This is a genomic window from Pseudomonas alvandae (assembly GCF_019141525.1).
Taxonomy (GTDB): Bacteria; Pseudomonadota; Gammaproteobacteria; order Pseudomonadales; family Pseudomonadaceae; genus Aquipseudomonas; species Aquipseudomonas alvandae.
Window position 1 is genome coordinate 2,181,043 of the sequence record NZ_CP077080.1, and the last position, 18,238, is coordinate 2,199,280.

Below are 18,238 nucleotides of genomic sequence, written 5' to 3' on the forward strand. Positions count from 1 at the left end.
GAACAACGATCTATGGACACTGTAGAACCCTGTGGGAGCCGAGCTTGCTCGCGATGGCGGCGATACATTCAGTATGGATGCAAGCTGACAGACCGCTATCGCGAGCAAGCCCGCTCCCACAGGTTTCGCTTCAGGGCAAACTCCTTAACTTTTTTGCTTATATCGTGCCAAAAACCCGGTGCAGGCCCTGCGCCATGACGTATCGAGTGCGCTACACTGCGCCGCTTGTGCAGATCTAAGAGTTTGAAGGACAACCATGACGTTCAAGGCCCCGGACAGCCTCGCCGAGCAAATCGCCCACCATCTCGCCGAGCGCATCATTCGCGGCGAAATGAAGCCGGGAGAGCGCATCCAGGAGCAGAAGGTCACGCTGGCGCTCAATGTCAGCCGTGGTTCGGTCCGTGAGGCCTTGCTGATCCTGGAGCGACGCCATTTGATCGCGATCCTGCCGCGCCGTGGGGCGCATGTCACCGAGTTGACCGAACACAACGTGCGCAGCCTCTGTGCGCTGATGAGCGAGCTGTACATCCTGCTGGGCAACGCCGTGGCCCATGGTTGGAAAGAACAGGCCGACATGGCACCGTTCGTCGCGATCCAGCAGCGCCTCAACGACGCCTACGCGCGTCAGGACATCCGCACCTTCGTCGATGAAAGCTTCAGCGTGATGCGCGCCGCGTATCCCTTTGCCAACAATCCATACCTGCAGGAAACCGTCGAGAACCTGCAGCCGGCCATGAGCCGCGCCTACTTCCTGGCCCTGGAGCAGCGCAAGGCTGAAATGAGCGAATTCCTCGACCTGTTCCAGCGCCTGCTCGGCGCGGTGCTGGCCCGTGATTTGCCACAGATCCGCATCGTGCTGACGGCCTACGCCCAGCGCAGTTGCGATCTGGTGGTTTCAGCCCTGACGAAGGCCTGAACATGCGCCTCAAGTGCATCAAGCTGGCGGGGTTCAAATCTTTCGTCGACCCGACCACGGTGAACTTCCCCAGCAACATGGCGGCAGTGGTCGGGCCCAATGGCTGCGGCAAGTCGAACATCATCGATGCCGTGCGCTGGGTGATGGGCGAAAGCTCGGCGAAGAACCTGCGCGGCGAGTCGATGACCGACGTCATCTTCAATGGCTCCACCAGTCGCAAGCCGGTAAGCCAGGCGAGCATCGAGCTGGTGTTCGATAACTCTGACGGCACGCTGATTGGCGAGTACGCGGCCTACGCGGAAATTTCCATTCGGCGCAAAGTGACCCGCGACAGCCAGAACAGTTATTTCCTCAACGGCGCCAAGTGCCGACGTCGGGACATTACCGACATCTTCCTGGGTACCGGCCTGGGCCCGCGCAGCTATTCGATCATCGAACAGGGCATGATCTCCAAGCTGATCGAGGCCAAGCCCGAGGACCTGCGCAATTTCATCGAGGAAGCCGCCGGAATCTCCAAGTACAAGGAGCGGCGCCGCGAGACCGAAAACCGCATCCGTCGAACCCACGAAAACCTCGCCCGCCTGACCGACCTTCGCGAAGAACTCGAGCGCCAACTCGAACGCCTGCACCGCCAGGCCGAAGCCGCGAAGAAATACCAGGAATACAAAGGCGAGGAGCGCCAGCTCAAGGCCCAGCTATCGGCCCTGCGCTGGCAGGCGTTGGACGAGCAGGTTGGCCAGCGCGAGGCGATCATTGGCAACCAGGAAGTCAGTTTCGAAGCGCTGGTGGCCGAACAACGCAACGCCGATGCCGCCATCGAGCGCCTTCGCGATGGACACCACGAACTGTCCGAACGCTTCAATCTGGTGCAAGGGCGTTTCTATTCGGTGGGCGGTGACATTGCCCGGGTCGAACAAAGCATCCAGCACGGTCAGCAACGCTTGCGCCAGTTGCAGGATGATTTGAAGGAAGCCGAGCGCGCGCGCCTGGAAACCGAATCGCACCTGGGCCACGACCGCACCTTGTTGCTGACCCTTGGTGAAGAACTGGAACGGCTCACCCCGGAGCAGGAACTCACCAGCGCCGCCGCCGAAGAGGCGGCCGCTGCGTTGGAGGAAGCCGAGCTGACCATGCACGGCTGGCAGGAGCAGTGGGACAGCTTCAACCTGACCTCCGCCGAGCCACGGCGCCAGGCTGAAGTCCAGCAGTCGCGCATCCAGCAATTGGAAACCAGCATGGAGCGCCTGGCCGAGCGTCAACGGCGTCAGTCCGAAGAGCGTGCATTGCTCGCGGCAGACCCGGAGGACGCCGCAATCCTGGAGCTGACCGAGCAACTCGCCACCAGCGAAGCCACGCTCGAAGACTTGCAGGCCAGCGAAGACGCCCAGGTCGAACGCCTCGAACAACTGCGCCAGGCCTTGCAACTGGCCCTGCAGAACCAGCAACAGGCCCAGGGCGAATTGCAGCGCCTCAACGGCCGCCTGGCCTCGTTGGAAGCCTTGCAACAGGCAGCGTTGGACCCGGGCACCGGCACTGCCGAATGGCTGCGCGATCAGCATCTGGCCGAGCGTCCGCGCCTGGCCGAAGGGTTGAAGGTCGATGCCGGTTGGGAGTTGGCGGTGGAAACCGTACTGGGTGCCGACCTTCAAGCGGTGCTGGTCGATGATTTCGCCGGCTTCGACCTTTCCGGGTTCAGCCAAGGCGATCTGCGCCTGCTCAGCCCGGCCGGCGACGGCGTGCGGGTGCCGGGCAGCCTGTTGGACAAAGTCGAGGCCCAAGTCGATCTGTCGCCCTGGCTGGGGCAGGTCAAGCCAGTGGACAGCCTGGAACAGGCCTTGGCCTTGCGTGGGCAATTGGCGACCGGCGAAAGCCTGATCAGTCGTGACGGGTATTGGGTCGGTCGGCATTTCCTGCGTGTGCGCCGGGCCAGCGAAGCGGAGAGTGGCATGCTCGCCCGCGGCCAGGAAATCCAGCGCCTGGGCGCCGAGCGCGAAGAGCGCGAGGCCAGCGTCGAAGCGCTGGAAACCGAATTGCAGAACCTGCGGGCGCAACAGCGTCAACAGGAAAACGGTCGCGAACATTTGCGTCGGCTGTTACAGGACGAAGCGCGCCAGCAGGGCGAACTCAAGGCGCAGCTGTCCGCCGGCAAGGCCAAGGTTGAACAATTGGCCCTGCGCCGCACCCGTCTGGACGAAGAAATCGCCGAGTTGGGCGAGCAGCGGGCGCTGGAACACGAGCAGATCGGCGAGGCGCGCCTGCAATTGCAGGAAGCCCTTGATGCGATGGCGCTGGATGCCGAGCAGCGTGAATTACTGCTGGCCCAGCGCGACAGCCTGCGCGAACGCCTCGACCGCGTGCGCCAGGAAGCGCGCCAGCACAAGGATCATGCTCATCAACTGGCGGTACGCCTGGGCTCGCTCAAGGCGCAATACGATTCCACCCGCCAGGCCTTGGAGCGCCTGGAAATGCAGTCCGAGCGCCTGACTGAAAAGCGCGAACAGTTGAGCCTCAACCTGGAGGAGGGCGAGGCGCCGCTGGAAGAGCTGCGCCTCAAGCTTGAAGAATTGCTCGACAAACGCATGAGCGTCGACGAAGAACTCAAGACCGCGCAGATCGCCCTGGAAGATGCCGACCGCGAGCTGCGCGACGCCGAGAAGCGCCGCAGCCAGGCCGAGCAGCAATCGCAACTGATCCGTGGCCAGATGGAACAGCAGCGCATGGAGTGGCAAGCCCTGACCGTGCGCCGCAAGGCCTTGCAGGACCAGCTGCTGGAGGACGGCTACGACCTCAACGGCGTACTCGCGACCCTGGTGGCGGGGGCGAACGAGAAGGACGCCGAGGAAGAGCTTGAGCGCATTGCCCAGCGCATCCAGCGCCTGGGCGCGATCAACCTGGCCGCTATCGACGAATACCAGCAGCAGTCCGAGCGCAAGCGCTACCTGGATGCCCAGAACGACGATCTGGTGGAGGCGCTGGAGACCCTGGAAAACGTCATCCGCAAGATCGACAAGGAAACCCGCAACCGCTTCAAGGATACCTTTGATCAGATCAATGGCGGTTTGCAGGCACTTTTCCCAAAAGTTTTCGGTGGCGGCAGCGCCTATTTGGAACTGACGGGCGAAGATCTACTCGATACTGGGGTGACAATCATGGCGCGTCCTCCAGGCAAGAAGAACAGCACCATTCATTTGCTCTCCGGCGGTGAAAAAGCGTTGACGGCACTGGCCCTGGTCTTTGCCATTTTCAAACTGAACCCGGCGCCGTTCTGCATGCTCGACGAAGTCGACGCGCCGTTGGACGACGCCAACGTAGGCCGTTACGCACGGCTGGTGAAGGAGATGTCTGAAACAGTGCAGTTCATCTACATCACCCACAACAAGATCGCCATGGAGATGGCTGATCAACTGATGGGGGTGACCATGCATGAGCCAGGTTGTTCGCGACTGGTGGCGGTGGATGTGGAGGAGGCCATGGCCATGGTGGACGCCTGAACAAGGTTGTAGGGCTTCTACTTCGAACGCCGTAGGTGTTTTTACCCTTGGGGCTGATGTTCAATTCACAGATTGGGCACAAGCCTATGCGACAGACGGTGTAAAGTTGTCTTTGGTCGTGCTAGTTTAATGTCAATTTTTCGTATGCGTGGGCAAAACGCCATTCAGAACATAGAGTTGGCGCCACGTTTTAAAGCGGTTTGCAAATAGCTAAGCCCCTTATTTTTCAGCATTTTTATAGAGGCACGGGATTACATGGAAATCGGTCTGCGCGAGTGGCTGATCGTCATCGGCATCATTGTCATTGCCGGTATTCTTTTCGACGGCTGGCGTCGCATGCGCGGCGGCAAGGGGAAACTCAAGTTTCGCCTGGATCGCAGCCTGTCGAACCTGCCGGATGAAGATGACAGCGCCGAACTGCTTGGCCCGCCCAGGGTGCTCGACACCCACAAGGAGCCCCAGCTGGACGAGCATGACCTGCCGTCGATGAGCGCGCCTGCACGTGAGCCACGAGAGTCGGGTTCCAAGCGCGGCAAGCGCAACAGCGAGCCTTCCCAGGGCGACTTGAACCTGAACCTGGACTTGGATGGCGGCCCGGGCTTCAGCAGCCGTGATGGCGATTTCCCGGACGAGAGCAAGCCTTCCAGTGCCGACAAGGAACAGGCCCAGGCCGAAGAAGTGCTGGTGATCAGCGTGATCTGCCGCGACCCGGCCGGCTTCAAGGGCCCGGCGCTGCTGCAGAACATCCTCGAGAGCGGCCTGCGCTTTGGCGAAATGGACATTTTCCATCGCCACGAAAGCATGGCCGGCAATGGCGAGGTGTTGTTCTCTATGGCCAACGCGGTCAAGCCTGGGGTGTTCGACCTCGACGACATCGACCACTTCAGCACCCCGGCGGTGAGCTTCTTCCTCGGCTTGCCAGGCCCTCGCCATCCCAAGCAGGCCTTTGACGTGATGGTCGCTGCGGCGCGCAAGCTGTCCCAGGAGCTCAACGGTGAATTGAAGGATGACCAGCGCAGCGTGCTGACCGCCCAGACGATCGAGCATTACCGCCAGCGCATCGTCGAATTCGAGCGCCGGGCGCTGACCCAGAAGCGCTGAGGTCGCCAGAGTCTTTATGGCTGGGGCTTTTTGTGGCGAGGGAGCTTGCTGTGGCGAGGGAGCTTGCTCCCGCTGGGGGGGCGAAGCCCCCCAAAAAAAGTCTTGAAAAAATGAGCAGCCCAGGCTGCTCTTTTGCTTTATGAGAGAACACCATGAACGCCGTTGAAACCCGCATCCTAGAGCTGCGCGCCGAGCTGGATCAGCATAACTATCGTTACCACGTTCTCGATGCACCGAGCATCCCGGACGCCGAATACGACCGCCTGTTCCACGAACTCAAGGCCCTGGAAGAGCAGTACCCGGAACTGGTGACCAGCGACTCCCCGACCCAGCGAGTCGGCAGCATGGCGCTGTCGGCGTTCAGCCAGGTGCGGCATGAGATCCCGATGCTCAGCCTGGGCAACGCGTTCGACGAAACCACCCTGCGTGAATTCGATCGGCGCGTGACAGAAGGCCTCGACCTCCCCCTGGGCGATTTGCTCGGCGGCGGTGCGGCGGTGGAATACAGTTGTGAACCGAAGCTCGATGGCCTGGCGGTCAGCCTGTTGTATCAGGACGGCATGCTGGTGCGCGGTGCCACGCGCGGTGACGGCACCACGGGCGAGGACATCAGCGTCAACGTGCGCACGGTGCGCAACATTCCCCTCAAGCTGCAGGGCAGCGGTTGGCCGCCGGTGCTGGAAGTGCGCGGCGAGGTATACATGTCCAAGGCCGGTTTCGAGCGCCTCAACGCCACGCAACTGGAGGTGGGCGGCAAGACGTTCGCCAACCCGCGCAACGCAGCAGCCGGCAGTCTGCGCCAGCTCGACTCGAGAATCACGGCCAATCGTCCCCTTGAGTTCTGTTGCTATGGCATCGGCCAGGTGACCTCGGACATCGCCGACACCCACATCGGCAACCTCAAGCAACTCAAGGCCTGGGGCATGCCCATCAGCCGTGAGCTGAAGCTGGCCCACGGCATCGACGAATGCCTGGATTACTACCGCGACATCGGCGAGCGACGCAATTCGCTGCCCTACGAAATCGACGGCGTGGTGTTCAAGGTCAACAGCATCGCCTCCCAGCGCGAGTTGGGTTTTCGTGCCCGCGAGCCGCGCTGGGCCATCGCCCATAAATTCCCCGCCAGCGAAGAACTCACCGAATTGCTCGACGTCGAGTTCCAGGTCGGCCGTACCGGTGCTGTCACACCCGTGGCGCGGCTCAAACCCGTCAAGGTGGCTGGCGTGACGGTGGCCAATGCCACGTTGCACAACATGGACGAAGTGGCGCGCCTGGGCCTGATGATCGGCGACACGGTGATCATTCGCCGCGCCGGCGACGTGATCCCGCAGGTGGTGCAAGTCGTCACCGAGCGCCGTCCGGACGATGCCCGCCCGGTGGAGGTGCCGCAGCAGTGTCCGGTTTGCGGTTCCCATGTCGAACGTACGCAGCTGATCAAGCGCAGCAAGGGGCGTGAGACCGTCAGCGAAGGCGCGGTGTACCGCTGCGTCGGTCGCCTGGCCTGTGGCGCGCAACTCAAGCAGGCGATCATCCATTTCGTCTCGCGGCGGGCGATGGACATCGAAGGCCTGGGGGAAAAAAGTGTCGAGCAGTTGGTGGATGAAGGGCTGGTGGGGTCGCCTGCCGACCTGTATGCGCTGACGTTCGAGCAAGTCGTCGACCTGGAAGGCTTCGCCGAGCTATCGAGCAAGAATTTGCTGGCGGCCATCGTCGACAGCAAGCAGCCGAGCCTGGCGCGCTTCATCTACGCCCTCGGCATCCCGGACGTGGGCGAGGAGACCGCCAAGGTCCTGGCCCGCTCCCTCGGTTCGCTGGAGCGCGTGCAGGCGGCGTTGCCCCAAGTGCTGACGTACCTGCCGGATGTGGGGCTGGAGGTCGCCCATGAGATCCACAGCTTCTTTGAGGACCCGCACAATCGCCAGGTCATCAAGGATCTGCTGCGCCATGGCTTGGAAATTCAGGATCAGGGCGAGTTGGGCGCGGAGTTCTCTGCCAGCACGACCCTGGGCGGCTTCCTCGACAAGCTGCACATTCCTTCAGTTGGCCCGGGCGGCGCGCAGAAACTGGCGGACAAGTTCGGTTCCCTCGAAGCAGTCATGAACGCCGACTGGCTGGACATGCGCCAGGCGCTTCCGGAAAAACAGGCCAACGCCGTGCGCGAGTTCTTCGCTGTCGCTGCCAATCGAGAGCAGGCCTTGGCCGCAGAGAAGCAACTGCAGGATTTCGGCATGCACTGGCTGAGCGAGAAAAAGGTTGTCGAAGGCTTGCCCGAAGCAGGGCACACCTGGGTATTGACCGGTTCGTTGGAGCTGATGAGTCGCGACATAGCCAAGGACAAGTTGGAGAGCCTGGGGGCCAAGGTGGCTGGTTCCGTGTCGGCAAAGACCCACTGCGTGGTGGCCGGGCCGGGGGCGGGGTCGAAGTTGACCAAGGCTAATGAGCTGGGGCTCAAGGTGCTCGACGAACAAGCGTTTGTCGACTTTCTGAAGGGCCATGACATCCCGGTCTGAGGGCGCTCGGCTTTTGTGGTGAGGGAGCAAGCTCCCTCGCCACGGTTTATCGGCGCTATGACCCAGTGTTTTGGAACGATCATGAACCTAAGGTGATCTAGTCTTGCAGGCTCCAGGGAGAGATCGCCATGTACCGCTTCTTCGAACAATTGAGCTCGCGCATCGCCGCGCCGTTCCTCGGTGATCGGTCACGCAACAGCAAGGTCTGGCCGTGCCGTTGCGGCCAGTCATTGTTCTTTCGCAACAGCCAGTGCCTGGCTTGCCTGGCGGCGCTGGGCTATCAGCCGGAGCAGAGTCGCCTGTCGTCCCTCCAGCCCGGCGAGCAGGCTGATACCTGGACATTGGATGCCGACCCGCAGGCCGGGCTGTTCCGCCGCTGCGCCAATCTCGATACCCCTGCGGCCTGCAACTGGCTGCTTCCCGCCAACGGACAAGACACGTTGTGCATCGCCTGCAGCTTGAACCGCACGATTCCTGACCTGTCGCTCCCGGAAAACCCCGAGCGCTGGGGCAAGGTTGAAACGGCCAAGCGCCGTCTGGTGGCGCAGTTGATCACCCTCGGCTTGCCGGTCATTCCCAAGACTGTCGACGACAACATCGGCCTGGCCTTCGATTTCATCGGCGTCGATCCCGACGGAAAACCGCCGACGACCGGGCACGCCAGTGGGCTTATCACGCTCGATATCAAAGAAGCCGACGATGCTCATCGCGAGCACGTGCGCCAGCAGATGCACGAGCCGTATCGCACCTTGCTCGGGCACTTTCGCCACGAGGTCGGCCATTACTATTGGGATCGGTTGATTGCCAACAGTCATTGGCTGGAACCGTTTCGCGCGTTGTTCGGCGATGAACGCGCCAGTTATTCCGAAGCTTTGGAGCGGCACTACCAACAAGGTGCGCCGCTGGATTGGCAAACCCACTACGTCAGTGCCTACGCCACCATGCATCCTTGGGAGGATTGGGCCGAGACCTGGGCTCATTACCTGCACATGATGGACGCGGTGGACACGGCGCTGGGCTTCGGCATGAGTGCGCGGGAAATGGATTTCGACTATCAGCCGTTCCCGCCCGACACCCTGTTTGACCCGGGGCATGCGGGTGGCACGGCGTTCCTGTCATTCGTCAACGCCTGGATCGAACTGGCGGGCATGCTCAACGAGCTGTCGCGCAGCATGGGCCAGCCGGATTTCTACCCGTTCGTCGTGCCGGCTGCGGTGATCACCAAACTGCATTTCATCCATCTGGTGATCCAGGAGGAGGGCGGTCGGGCGGATGAGGTGTTGTTGTAAGTGTCTGTGGAGGCCGGCTGCATCCTCGTTGAATGTGCCGACGCTTTCGCGAGCAGGCTCGCTCCCACACTGGCTGGCGGTTGTCCGCAGCTCTGACGTCCGGGCACAGAACCCCTGTGGGAGCGAGCTTGCTCGCGATAGCGGCCGGTCAGCCAACGTCATGCTGAACGTGCCGACACCCTCGCAGGCAAACCGGGATCCCATAGCAAGTGCTTGAACATCTTCAGTTTTTAATCCGCCACGAACGGTTGTAACTTCTTGTCAGATAGGTACAATGGCGCGGCTCGCCGTCAGGCGGGCGTCGTTATGGTGACCCCATCGGTCCCCCCGCAACGATTACCCGTGAACCTGGTCAGATCCGGAAGGAAGCAGCCACAGCGGGAACATTGTGTGCCGGGGTGTGGCTGGTGGGGTTGCCTCCATAACGCTCCAGGCCTTCGTTCGCAAGGTTTGCCAAACTCAAAATTTCTTGTTGTTTTGCTGATCGACACTGATCGGTGCTTTCTGCTGCCCTGGTTTTCGCGGACAAGGCAGCCGAGCGCCAACAAGGAGGCCGAGCCGTGCCGTTGGCACCCCCTGCTTCTATTTCACTGCATCAAGGCTTGGACAGCGCCTGGTCAACCGCCACGATCAGCTTCCCAAGGTCCTTCGGGGTGGCTTTGTGAATGATGTTGAACAGGTACGCCCGCTGCTCGTCTTCGTCGCCCATGTCAGCGAAGAATGCCTTGAGCTGGACGTCCAGTGCGTCGGCAAACAGGAACAGGGCTTCGACGCTCGGAGTGTAGGCGCCGGTTTCGAAGCGGCTGATGGTTTTCGGGTCGAAACCGGTTTTTTCGCCAAGTTCAGCCTGAGTGAGCCCCGCTACTTTGCGGTAGCGTCTGATGGCCGGACCCAGACTTGAAATTCGCATCGCTTAATTCCCATTCAGAATCAAGAACTTAACGATAGATCTTCGCATTAGGCAACCGCTCGTTCCATCACCTTGCTTTGCAAAATGTGATGCGTTTCGTAGAATCGGCCTTTGGCATGGGTATTTTAGTGACCTGCTTCAGGAGCCGGTGTGCAGGAAAGACCGGGGCTCGCGCTTCTTTTGCAGCGACACAGGGCGGGGCCTGGAGCTTTTCAGGTCGCACCGCCAGCGTCCATGCTCCAGCTTTCTCAAGGTATTTGAGCCTAGTTGATTTTCGCCTCTGCGGGGGCGGTGCAACCGTGCGCGACAAACGAGCCTGACTCATGGATGACTGCTTCGATGGATAAGAAGTACCGCAGGGCTGTTGACGCCGCCGCGATCTTTTCCGAAACCGATTTGAGCGGGCGCATCACTTACGTCAATGATCAATTCTGCAGCCTGTTTGGCTACGGTCGGGATGAGTTGCTGGGGGCAGACCACCGCGTGCTCAACTCGGGCCAACATCCCAGTGAGTTCTTCAGCGCCATGTGGCGCACCATCGTCTTGGGCAAGATCTGGAAGGGCGAGATCTGTAATCGGGCCAAGGATGGGGCGTTGCATTGGGTCGATACCACCCTGGTGCCGGTGATCGACGAAGCGACAGGGAAGATCAAGCGTTATCTGGCGATTCGTTTTGACGTCAGCGAGAAGCGTCGGTTGCTGCATTCCTTGCAATGGCGTGTCGGTCACGACGTGCTCACCGGCTTGCCCAATCGCACCTATTTATCCGAACTGCTGGACCAGGCCCTGGCGTTTTCACGGGTGGAAAACCTGCCCTTGGCCGTGTGCATGCTCGACCTCGATGGCTTCAAGGCCGTCAACGACGGGTATGGCCATGCCAGTGGCGATCGGCTGCTGGTGGAAGTCGCCAGGCGCCTGCGCAGCATCGTGCGTGGCGAAGACGTCGTGGCGCGGCTGGCCGGGGATGAGTTCGTCCTGGTGTTGCGCCATGTGCGAGGGATGGACGAATTGCATGCGGCCTTGAACCGGGTCCTGATCGCGGTTTCCATGCCTTATGTCATCGACGGCAAGGCCATCAACGTCTTTGCCAGCATCGGCGTCACGCTGTCTCCGTGGGACAACGAGGACGCCGACACGCTGCTGCGCCACGCCGACCAGGCGATGTACGTGGCCAAGCAGAGCGGTCGCAATCGCTTCCATCTGTTCGACGTTTCCAGGGACAAGGAAGTGCGGGCCACGTACCAGACCGTAGAGCGGGTGCGGCAGGCGCTGGCCGACAATGAGTTGCGGTTGCATTTTCAGCCAAAGGTCAATATGCGCGATGGTGTGGTGGTCGGGCTCGAGGCCTTGTTGCGCTGGAAGCATCCGCAGCGAGGCCTGGTGCCACCACGGGAATTCCTGCCGTTGGTGGAAGAGACCGATCTGATCGTCGACATCGGCGAATGGGTCATGGAACAGGTATTGACCCAGCTACAGCAATGGCAACGGACGGGACCGGGCTGGCCGGTCAGCATCAATATTTCGGCGCGGCATTTTCAGCGGGCGGACTTTGTCGAGCGGCTGCGGCAGGTACTGGAACGGCATCCGGCGGTGTCGCCGCGCATGCTCGACCTGCAAATCGTCGAGTCGGTGGCCGTGGAAAACCTGGCGCATGTCAGCGCTTGCCTCCAGGCGTGCCAGGCCTTGGGCGTGGGCTTTTCCCTGGGCGGCTTCGGTACGGGGAATTGTTCGCTCAACGACCTCAAGCACCTGCGCACGCAAACCATCAAGATCGACAAGACGTTCGTGCGCGATATTCTCAATGACCGGGACGACCTGGCCTTGACCGAAGCGGTGATCGGCCTTGCCCGGGCATTTGGTCGACAGGTGGTCGCGGAGGGATTGGACAGCCTGGAGCATGGGCAGCTCCTGTTGGACCTGGGTTGTGAAGTGGCCCAGGGTTATTTCATCGCCCGACCGATGCCCGCCAGGCAGATACCGGGCTGGGTCAAGACGTTTATTCCACCGTTCCAATGGCAGGCCCGGCCAGCCGATCAGAGCGAAGCGGCGCTGGCCTGCGACCCGTCACCGCGGCCGGTATAAAGCTGGATGATTGCGTCGATTTCCCCGGATGCCTTCATCTCCTGCAAGGTTTGCAGAATGCGTTGCACCGGGATGTTCGGGTCATTGCGCAGGTAACAGCTCAGTTGCTGTTCCTGGAGGACCGCGACTTCGTGCAATTGCCGGTCAGCGGTGTGGCGTTGGTTGAACCAGTCCAACGCCCATTGATTGCTGACCGCATAGTGATAACGTCCCGCCAGCAGCTTTGCCAGCACCTGGTCCTGGCTGCGTGCGTCGTCCCGCCGGAGATGGCCGTTGTCGAACAAAGGCTGAAGGGTAGGATACCTATAGCTGAGCACGGTGCCGATCGATTGCTGTGCCAGCGCCGCGGGGTTGATTTTCACCGGAGCGCTGGACGAGCCGACCAGTACATCGCGCTGAAAAAACAGCGGGACACTCCAAAGGTAGTCGGGCGCTTCGTGGTCCACCCAATCAGGCGAGACGTAACACCGCATGTCTATTTCACCGTGCTCCATGGCGCCATCGAGTCTCGCGCGGGAAAGCACGTGGAATTGCGCCGGCATGCCCACTCGGGTCGCCAGGCTGGTCATGATATCCGGCAGGATGCCCTGGGTTGGACGGCCCCTCTCTATCTGCACCATGGGCATGGCCCAGCCATCGGTAATGGCGAAGCGCAAGGGGACCTCTTCTGCGAAACATCCCGTTCCCAACAACAGCAAAGCCCCCATGGCCGAACGCATAAACTCTCCTGACTATACAAAAACGTGCCGACAATCGAGCTGCTCAACCTAGCTTAGCCAGATTAGACGAGCACACCGGATGCAATTTCGCCCCTGCTCCGCTAGCATTAGCCGCTTATGTTCCTTCGTTGCGACGGTTTTCGATGAGTTATCAGGTTCTTGCACGTAAATGGCGTCCGCGCTCGTTCCGCGAAATGGTCGGCCAGACCCATGTGCTCAAGGCTCTGATCAATGCCTTGGACAGCCAGCGGCTGCACCACGCCTATCTGTTCACGGGCACCCGTGGCGTGGGCAAGACCACCATCGCGCGGATCATCGCCAAGTGCCTGAACTGTGAAACCGGCATCACCTCGTCGCCCTGCGGCGAATGTTCGGTCTGCCGGGAAATCGACGAAGGCCGTTTTGTCGACCTGATCGAAATCGACGCCGCCAGCCGCACCAAGGTCGAGGACACCCGCGAACTGCTCGACAACGTGCAGTACGCGCCGAGCCGTGGGCGCTTCAAGGTCTACCTGATCGACGAAGTGCACATGCTCTCCAGCCATTCCTTCAATGCGCTGCTCAAGACGCTCGAAGAACCACCGCCCTACGTCAAGTTCATCCTGGCGACCACCGATCCGCAGAAACTCCCTGCAACGATTCTGTCGCGGTGCTTGCAGTTCTCCCTCAAGAACATGACGCCGGAACGCGTCGTCGAGCATTTGACCCACGTGCTGGGCGTCGAGAACGTGCCCTTCGAAGACGACGCGCTGTGGCTGTTGGGCCGCGCCGCCGATGGTTCGATGCGCGACGCCATGAGCCTGACCGACCAGGCCATCGCGTTCGGCGAAGGCAAGGTCATGGCCGCCGATGTGCGGGCGATGCTTGGCACGCTTGATCACGGCCAGGTCTATGACGTCTTGCACGCATTGATCGAAGGCGATGCCAAGGCGCTGCTGGAAGCGGTGCGTCACCTGGCCGAGCAGGGACCGGACTGGAATGGCGTGCTCTCGGAAATTCTCAACGTGCTGCACCGTGTCGCCATCGCCCAGGCCCTGCCTGATGGCGTCGACAACGGTCATGGCGACCGTGATCGCGTACTGGCCCTGGCCCAGGCGCTGCCGGCCGAGGACGTGCAGTTCTATTACCAGATGGGCCTGATCGGCCGTCGCGACCTGCCCCTGGCGCCGGACCCGCGAGGCGGTTTCGAAATGGTCTTGCTGCGGATGCTTGCGTTCCGGCCCGCCGATACGTCGGATGCGCCGAGACAAGCGCTAAAGCCAGTGGGGATCAGCCAGGCCACAGCTGATTCCGCCAAGCCAGTGGCTGCCGCGCCCGTGGTTGCGCCGGCAGCGGCTCCTGTTCCGGCAGAGGTGGCGCCTGTAGCCCAGCCGGTGCCGGCGCCTGCCGTCGCGACACCCGAGCCGGAACCTGAGCCGCGCGCCGAGGCGCTTCCCGAGCCGGTTGCCGAAGCCGTCATCGACCTGCCTTGGAACGATCCGGTCGAGCCGGAAGTTGTCCAGCAACCGGCCGTCGAGCCCGTTTTGGAGACCGTTGCCGAGCAGCCTGAATTGCCGCCGATGCCCATGCCGACGCCGGACAGCGCAGTGCCTGACGCGCCGGAGTGGGTGGCTGCACCGATGCCGGAGCCAACGGTGGCCGACGTCGATGTCGCCACGCCGGGCATCGACCTGGACGACGAGCCGCCGCTGGACGAGGACTACATCGAACCGGACATGGATTCGGCCTACAGCTACCTGGATGACCTGGCCAGCGAGCATGCCGCCGAGCCGGCCCCGGAGCCCGAGCCGGAACCGGCGGCGATGCCGGCCACCGGATTGGCCCTGCAATGGCTGGAGCTGTTCCCGAAGCTGCAGATCAGCGGCATGACCGGCAGCATCGCCGCCAACTGTACGCTGATCTCGGTGGAGGGCGACCATTGGTTGCTGCACCTGGATCCGGCCCACAGCGCGCTGTTCAACGCGACCCAGCAGCGTCGCCTCAACGATGCGCTGAACCAGTACCATCAGCGCACCCTGACGTTGACCATCGAGCTGATCAAGCCCGAGCAGGAGACGCCGGCCCAGGCCGCGTCCCGGCGCCGTGCCGACCGGCAGCGTGAAGCCGAGGATTCGATCCACAACGATCCGTTCATCCAGCAGATGATGCAACAGTTCGGCGCCGTGGTCCGTCACGATACTATCGAACCTGTCGAGGCCCCGGTCCCCCAGGGCTCATAACTGAAGGCGCCGGGCCGTGCAGGCCGGGCGCGTTGTTTATCCAAGTACTTTCGAGGTGATTCCCATGATGAAAGGTGGCATGGCCGGCCTGATGAAACAGGCGCAGCAGATGCAGGAAAAAATGGCCAAGATGCAGGAAGAGTTGGCCAACGCCGAAGTCACCGGCAAGTCCGGTGGCGACATGGTGACCGTGGTCATGACCGGTCGCCATGACATCAAGCGCGTCAGCATCGACCCAAGCGTGGTCGAAGGCCTGAGCGAAGACGACAAGGAAATGCTCGAAGCCCTGTTCGCCGCTGCCGTCAACGACGCGGTGCGCAAGATCGAAGCCAACAGCCAGGACAAGATGTCCGGCATGACCGCGGGCATGCAATTGCCGCCGGGCATGAAACTGCCGTTCTGATTCGCCATCCCGGTCGGGATGGGCTACACACAATGCCAGGCATCGCGCCTGGCATTTTTGTTTCTGCTTCAGAGATAGCAGTGGATGCCAGATCGCTATCGTCGGAACGCCGCCCCCTCGGCAATGGTCTGCTCCCTATACGTGTCCGCTCAACGAACAAGGAGACGCCCCATGTCATCGATTTCCAACCAGCGCATCGTCCTGGCCTCGCGCCCCACCGGCGCGCCAACCGCTGAAAATTTTCGCCTTGAACACATGACGCTGCCGGATCTGGCCGAAGGGCAGATCCTGCTCAAGACGCTGTTCCTTTCCCTGGACCCCTATATGCGCGGGCGCATGAGTGACGCACCGTCCTACGCGGCCCCGGTACAAATCGACGAAGTGATGACCGGCGGCGCTGTCAGTCGCGTGGAGCGTTCGATGCACCCGAAATTCCAGGAGGGCGATCTGGTGGTGGGCGCCACGGGTTGGCAAAGCCACTGCATCAGCGATGGGCGCAATGTCATTCCCATCCCTTCAGGATTGCCCAGCCCTTCGATGGCGCTGGGTGTTTTGGGCATGCCCGGCATGACCGCCTACATGGGGTTGATGGACATTGGCCAACCCAAGGCGGGAGAAACCCTGGTCGTGGCGGCGGCCTCCGGCGCGGTGGGCTCAGTGGTCGGCCAAGTGGCAAAGATCAAGGGCCTGCGGGTGGTGGGCGTGGCCGGTGGCGGTGAAAAATGCAAATACGTGGTCGATGAGCTGGGGTTCGACGCCTGCATCGACCACAAGAGCGCGAATTTTGCCGAAGAGCTGGCTCGGGCCTGCGACAAGGGCATTGATATCTATTACGAAAACGTCGGCGGAAAGGTTTTTGAGGCAGTGCTGCCGTTGCTCAACGCCAAGGCGCGTATCCCACTTTGCGGCTTGATCGCGTCCTACAATGATCATCAGCCGCCAAGTGGCCCGGATCGCCTGCCGCAGTTACAGCGCACCCTGTTGACCAAACGCGTGCGCATCCAGGGTTTCATCGTGTTCGATGACTACGGTGACCGCCAGCCGGAATTCATCAGCGCCATGGCGCCCTGGGTGCGTGACGGCCGGGTCAAGTTCCGCGAAGACGTCGTCGACGGACTGGAGAATGCGCCACAGGCGTTCATCGGCCTGCTGGAAGGGCGCAATTTCGGCAAGTTGGTCGTGCGGGTGGCGCGCGATTGAGTATTTGACGCTAATCGGAGGCGCGGGTATAAACCGCGTCTCGTTGTTATGTCGGACGTTTCCTCGATGAGCTTCAGCCCTTTGATCCGCCAACTGATTGATGCCCTGCGAACCTTGCCGGGCGTGGGTCAGAAAACCGCCCAGCGCATGGCGTTGCAATTGCTCGAGCGTGATCGCAGCGGCGGCTCGCGCCTGGCCCAGGCCTTGAGCCAGGCCATGGAAGGTGTGGGGCACTGCCGCCAGTGTCGCACCCTGACGGAGGACGACCTGTGCCCGCAATGTGCCGATCCGCGCCGGGACGACAGCCTGCTTTGCGTGGTCGAGGGGCCGATGGATGTCTATGCGGTGGAGCAAACCGGTTTTCGCGGCCGTTATTTTGTGCTCAAGGGGCACTTGTCACCCCTCGACGGCCTGGGGCCTGAGGCCATCGGCATCCCGCAGTTGATGGCGCGGATCGAGGAGGCGGGCACGTTTACCGAAGTCATCCTCGCCACCAACCCGACGGTCGAAGGCGAAGCTACCGCCCATTACATCGCCCAGTTGCTGAGCAATAAAGGCCTGGTGGCCTCTCGCATCGCCCACGGCGTGCCGCTGGGTGGGGAGCTTGAGCTGGTGGACGGCGGGACGCTGGCGCATTCGTTTGCGGGGCGTAAGCCGATCGCCTTATAACCCCCACACAACCCCCTGTGGGAGCGAGCTTGCTCGCGATAGCGGTGTGTCAGCCAGTATAAGTATCAACTGATCCACCGCCATCGCGAGCAAGCTCGCTCCCACAGGGTTATTCGTTGTTTGGAGGTTATTTTTCGCTGAGCGAAAACTGCGTCAGGCAGAACGTCGGGATGCCCATGTCTTCCAGGCGCTGGGACCCGAGCAGCTCCGGCAGATCAATGATCGCGGCCGCTTCGTGGACCTTCGCACCCATGCGGCGGATCAGGTTGGCGGCGGCGATCAACGTGCCGCCCGTGGCGATCAGGTCATCGAACATCACCACCGAATCCCCTTCGCACAGGCTGTCCGCGTGGACTTCCAGGAAGGCTTCGCCGTACTCGGTCTGGTAACCCTCGGCCAATACGTCGGCCGGCAGTTTGCCTTGCTTGCGAAACAGCACCAGAGGCTTGTTCAACTGATAGGCGAGGATCGAGCCAATCAGGAAGCCGCGTGCATCCATCGCGCCGATGTGCGTGAACTCGGCCTCGACATAACGGTGGGCGAAACTGTCCATGACCAGCCGCAGGGCCGTGGGTGACTGGAACAACGGTGTGATATCGCGAAAGATCACGCCTGGCTTGGGGAAATCGATCACGGGGCGGATCAGGGATTTGATGTCGAAGGAGTCGAAGACCATCGTCGAGGTGTCCTGGCTGGCTGCAAACGCGGCAGTATAGCGCGGCGAGGCGA

13 protein-coding genes and 1 other RNA gene are annotated in these 18,238 nt (G+C 61.7%); 11 read left to right on the forward strand and 3 right to left on the reverse strand.

The features are described 5' to 3' along the window. Positions 1 to 256: 256 nt before the first annotated feature. The 6 genes from KSS97_RS09795 (at position 257) to ffs (ending at position 9,720) form a co-directional block, all read left to right on the forward strand. On the forward strand, positions 257 to 916 hold the full coding sequence (locus KSS97_RS09795; RefSeq protein ID WP_198797585.1) for a GntR family transcriptional regulator: 660 nt from the start codon (positions 257 to 259) through the stop codon (positions 914 to 916). 2 nt (positions 917 to 918) lie between these two features. Further along, positions 919 to 4,407, forward strand: coding sequence for a chromosome segregation protein SMC (gene smc / locus KSS97_RS09800; protein ID WP_217861543.1), 3,489 nt, complete (start codon positions 919 to 921; stop codon positions 4,405 to 4,407). Between the two features lie 255 nt (positions 4,408 to 4,662). Beyond that, on the forward strand, positions 4,663 to 5,508 hold the full coding sequence (zipA, locus tag KSS97_RS09805; protein ID WP_030140882.1) for a cell division protein ZipA: 846 nt from the start codon (positions 4,663 to 4,665) through the stop codon (positions 5,506 to 5,508). Between the two features lie 152 nt (positions 5,509 to 5,660). Then, on the forward strand, positions 5,661 to 8,018 hold the full coding sequence (ligA, locus tag KSS97_RS09810) for an NAD-dependent DNA ligase LigA (RefSeq protein WP_217861544.1): 2,358 nt from the start codon (positions 5,661 to 5,663) through the stop codon (positions 8,016 to 8,018). Between the two features lie 128 nt (positions 8,019 to 8,146). Further along, on the forward strand, positions 8,147 to 9,307 hold the full coding sequence (locus KSS97_RS09815) for a zinc-binding metallopeptidase family protein (RefSeq protein WP_198797582.1): 1,161 nt from the start codon (positions 8,147 to 8,149) through the stop codon (positions 9,305 to 9,307). A 316-nt stretch (positions 9,308 to 9,623) separates the two neighbouring features. After that, positions 9,624 to 9,720, forward strand: an RNA gene (gene ffs / locus KSS97_RS09820) — signal recognition particle sRNA small type. Between the two features lie 182 nt (positions 9,721 to 9,902). On the opposite strand, the gene KSS97_RS09825 is transcribed toward ffs, so the two are convergent. Continuing rightward, positions 9,903 to 10,217: a helix-turn-helix domain-containing protein gene (locus tag KSS97_RS09825; protein ID WP_030140885.1), complete on the reverse strand. Its 315-nt coding sequence runs from the start codon at positions 10,215 to 10,217 to the stop codon at positions 9,903 to 9,905. Between the two features lie 339 nt (positions 10,218 to 10,556). On the opposite strand from KSS97_RS09825, the gene KSS97_RS09830 reads away from it, so the two are divergent. Then, entirely contained in the window at positions 10,557 to 12,299 is a 1,743-nt protein-coding gene (locus KSS97_RS09830) for a putative bifunctional diguanylate cyclase/phosphodiesterase (RefSeq protein WP_198797581.1), read from the forward strand. On the opposite strand, the gene KSS97_RS09835 is transcribed toward KSS97_RS09830, so the two are convergent. Next, on the reverse strand, positions 12,251 to 13,018 hold the full coding sequence (locus KSS97_RS09835) for a substrate-binding periplasmic protein (RefSeq protein WP_030140887.1): 768 nt from the start codon (positions 13,016 to 13,018) through the stop codon (positions 12,251 to 12,253). The two genes, KSS97_RS09830 and KSS97_RS09835, sit on opposite strands and share 49 nt — an antisense overlap. A gap of 143 nt (positions 13,019 to 13,161) precedes the next feature. Here KSS97_RS09835 and dnaX point away from each other — a divergent pair, with 143 nt between their 5' ends. The 4 genes from dnaX to recR all read left to right on the forward strand — a co-directional run bounded on the left by dnaX (position 13,162) and on the right by recR (position 17,509). After that, a complete protein-coding gene (dnaX, locus tag KSS97_RS09840) occupies positions 13,162 to 15,237 on the forward strand; it encodes a DNA polymerase III subunit gamma/tau (RefSeq protein WP_217861545.1) in 2,076 nt (691 codons plus the stop codon). A gap of 64 nt (positions 15,238 to 15,301) precedes the next feature. Continuing rightward, entirely contained in the window at positions 15,302 to 15,640 is a 339-nt protein-coding gene (locus tag KSS97_RS09845; RefSeq protein WP_003183512.1) for a YbaB/EbfC family nucleoid-associated protein, read from the forward strand. A gap of 171 nt (positions 15,641 to 15,811) precedes the next feature. Next, entirely contained in the window at positions 15,812 to 16,840 is a 1,029-nt protein-coding gene (gene curA / locus KSS97_RS09850) for an NADPH-dependent curcumin/dihydrocurcumin reductase (RefSeq protein ID WP_030140890.1), read from the forward strand. Positions 16,841 to 16,906: 66 nt separating this feature from the next. After that, positions 16,907 to 17,509, forward strand: coding sequence for a recombination mediator RecR (recR, locus tag KSS97_RS09855; RefSeq protein WP_181286939.1), 603 nt, complete (start codon positions 16,907 to 16,909; stop codon positions 17,507 to 17,509). Between the two features lie 127 nt (positions 17,510 to 17,636). Here recR and KSS97_RS09860 read toward each other — a convergent pair whose 3' ends face one another. Then, complete coding sequence (locus tag KSS97_RS09860) at positions 17,637 to 18,185, reverse strand: adenine phosphoribosyltransferase (protein WP_003183509.1); 549 nt, start codon at positions 18,183 to 18,185, stop codon at positions 17,637 to 17,639. Between the last annotated feature and the right edge of the window lie 53 nt (positions 18,186 to 18,238).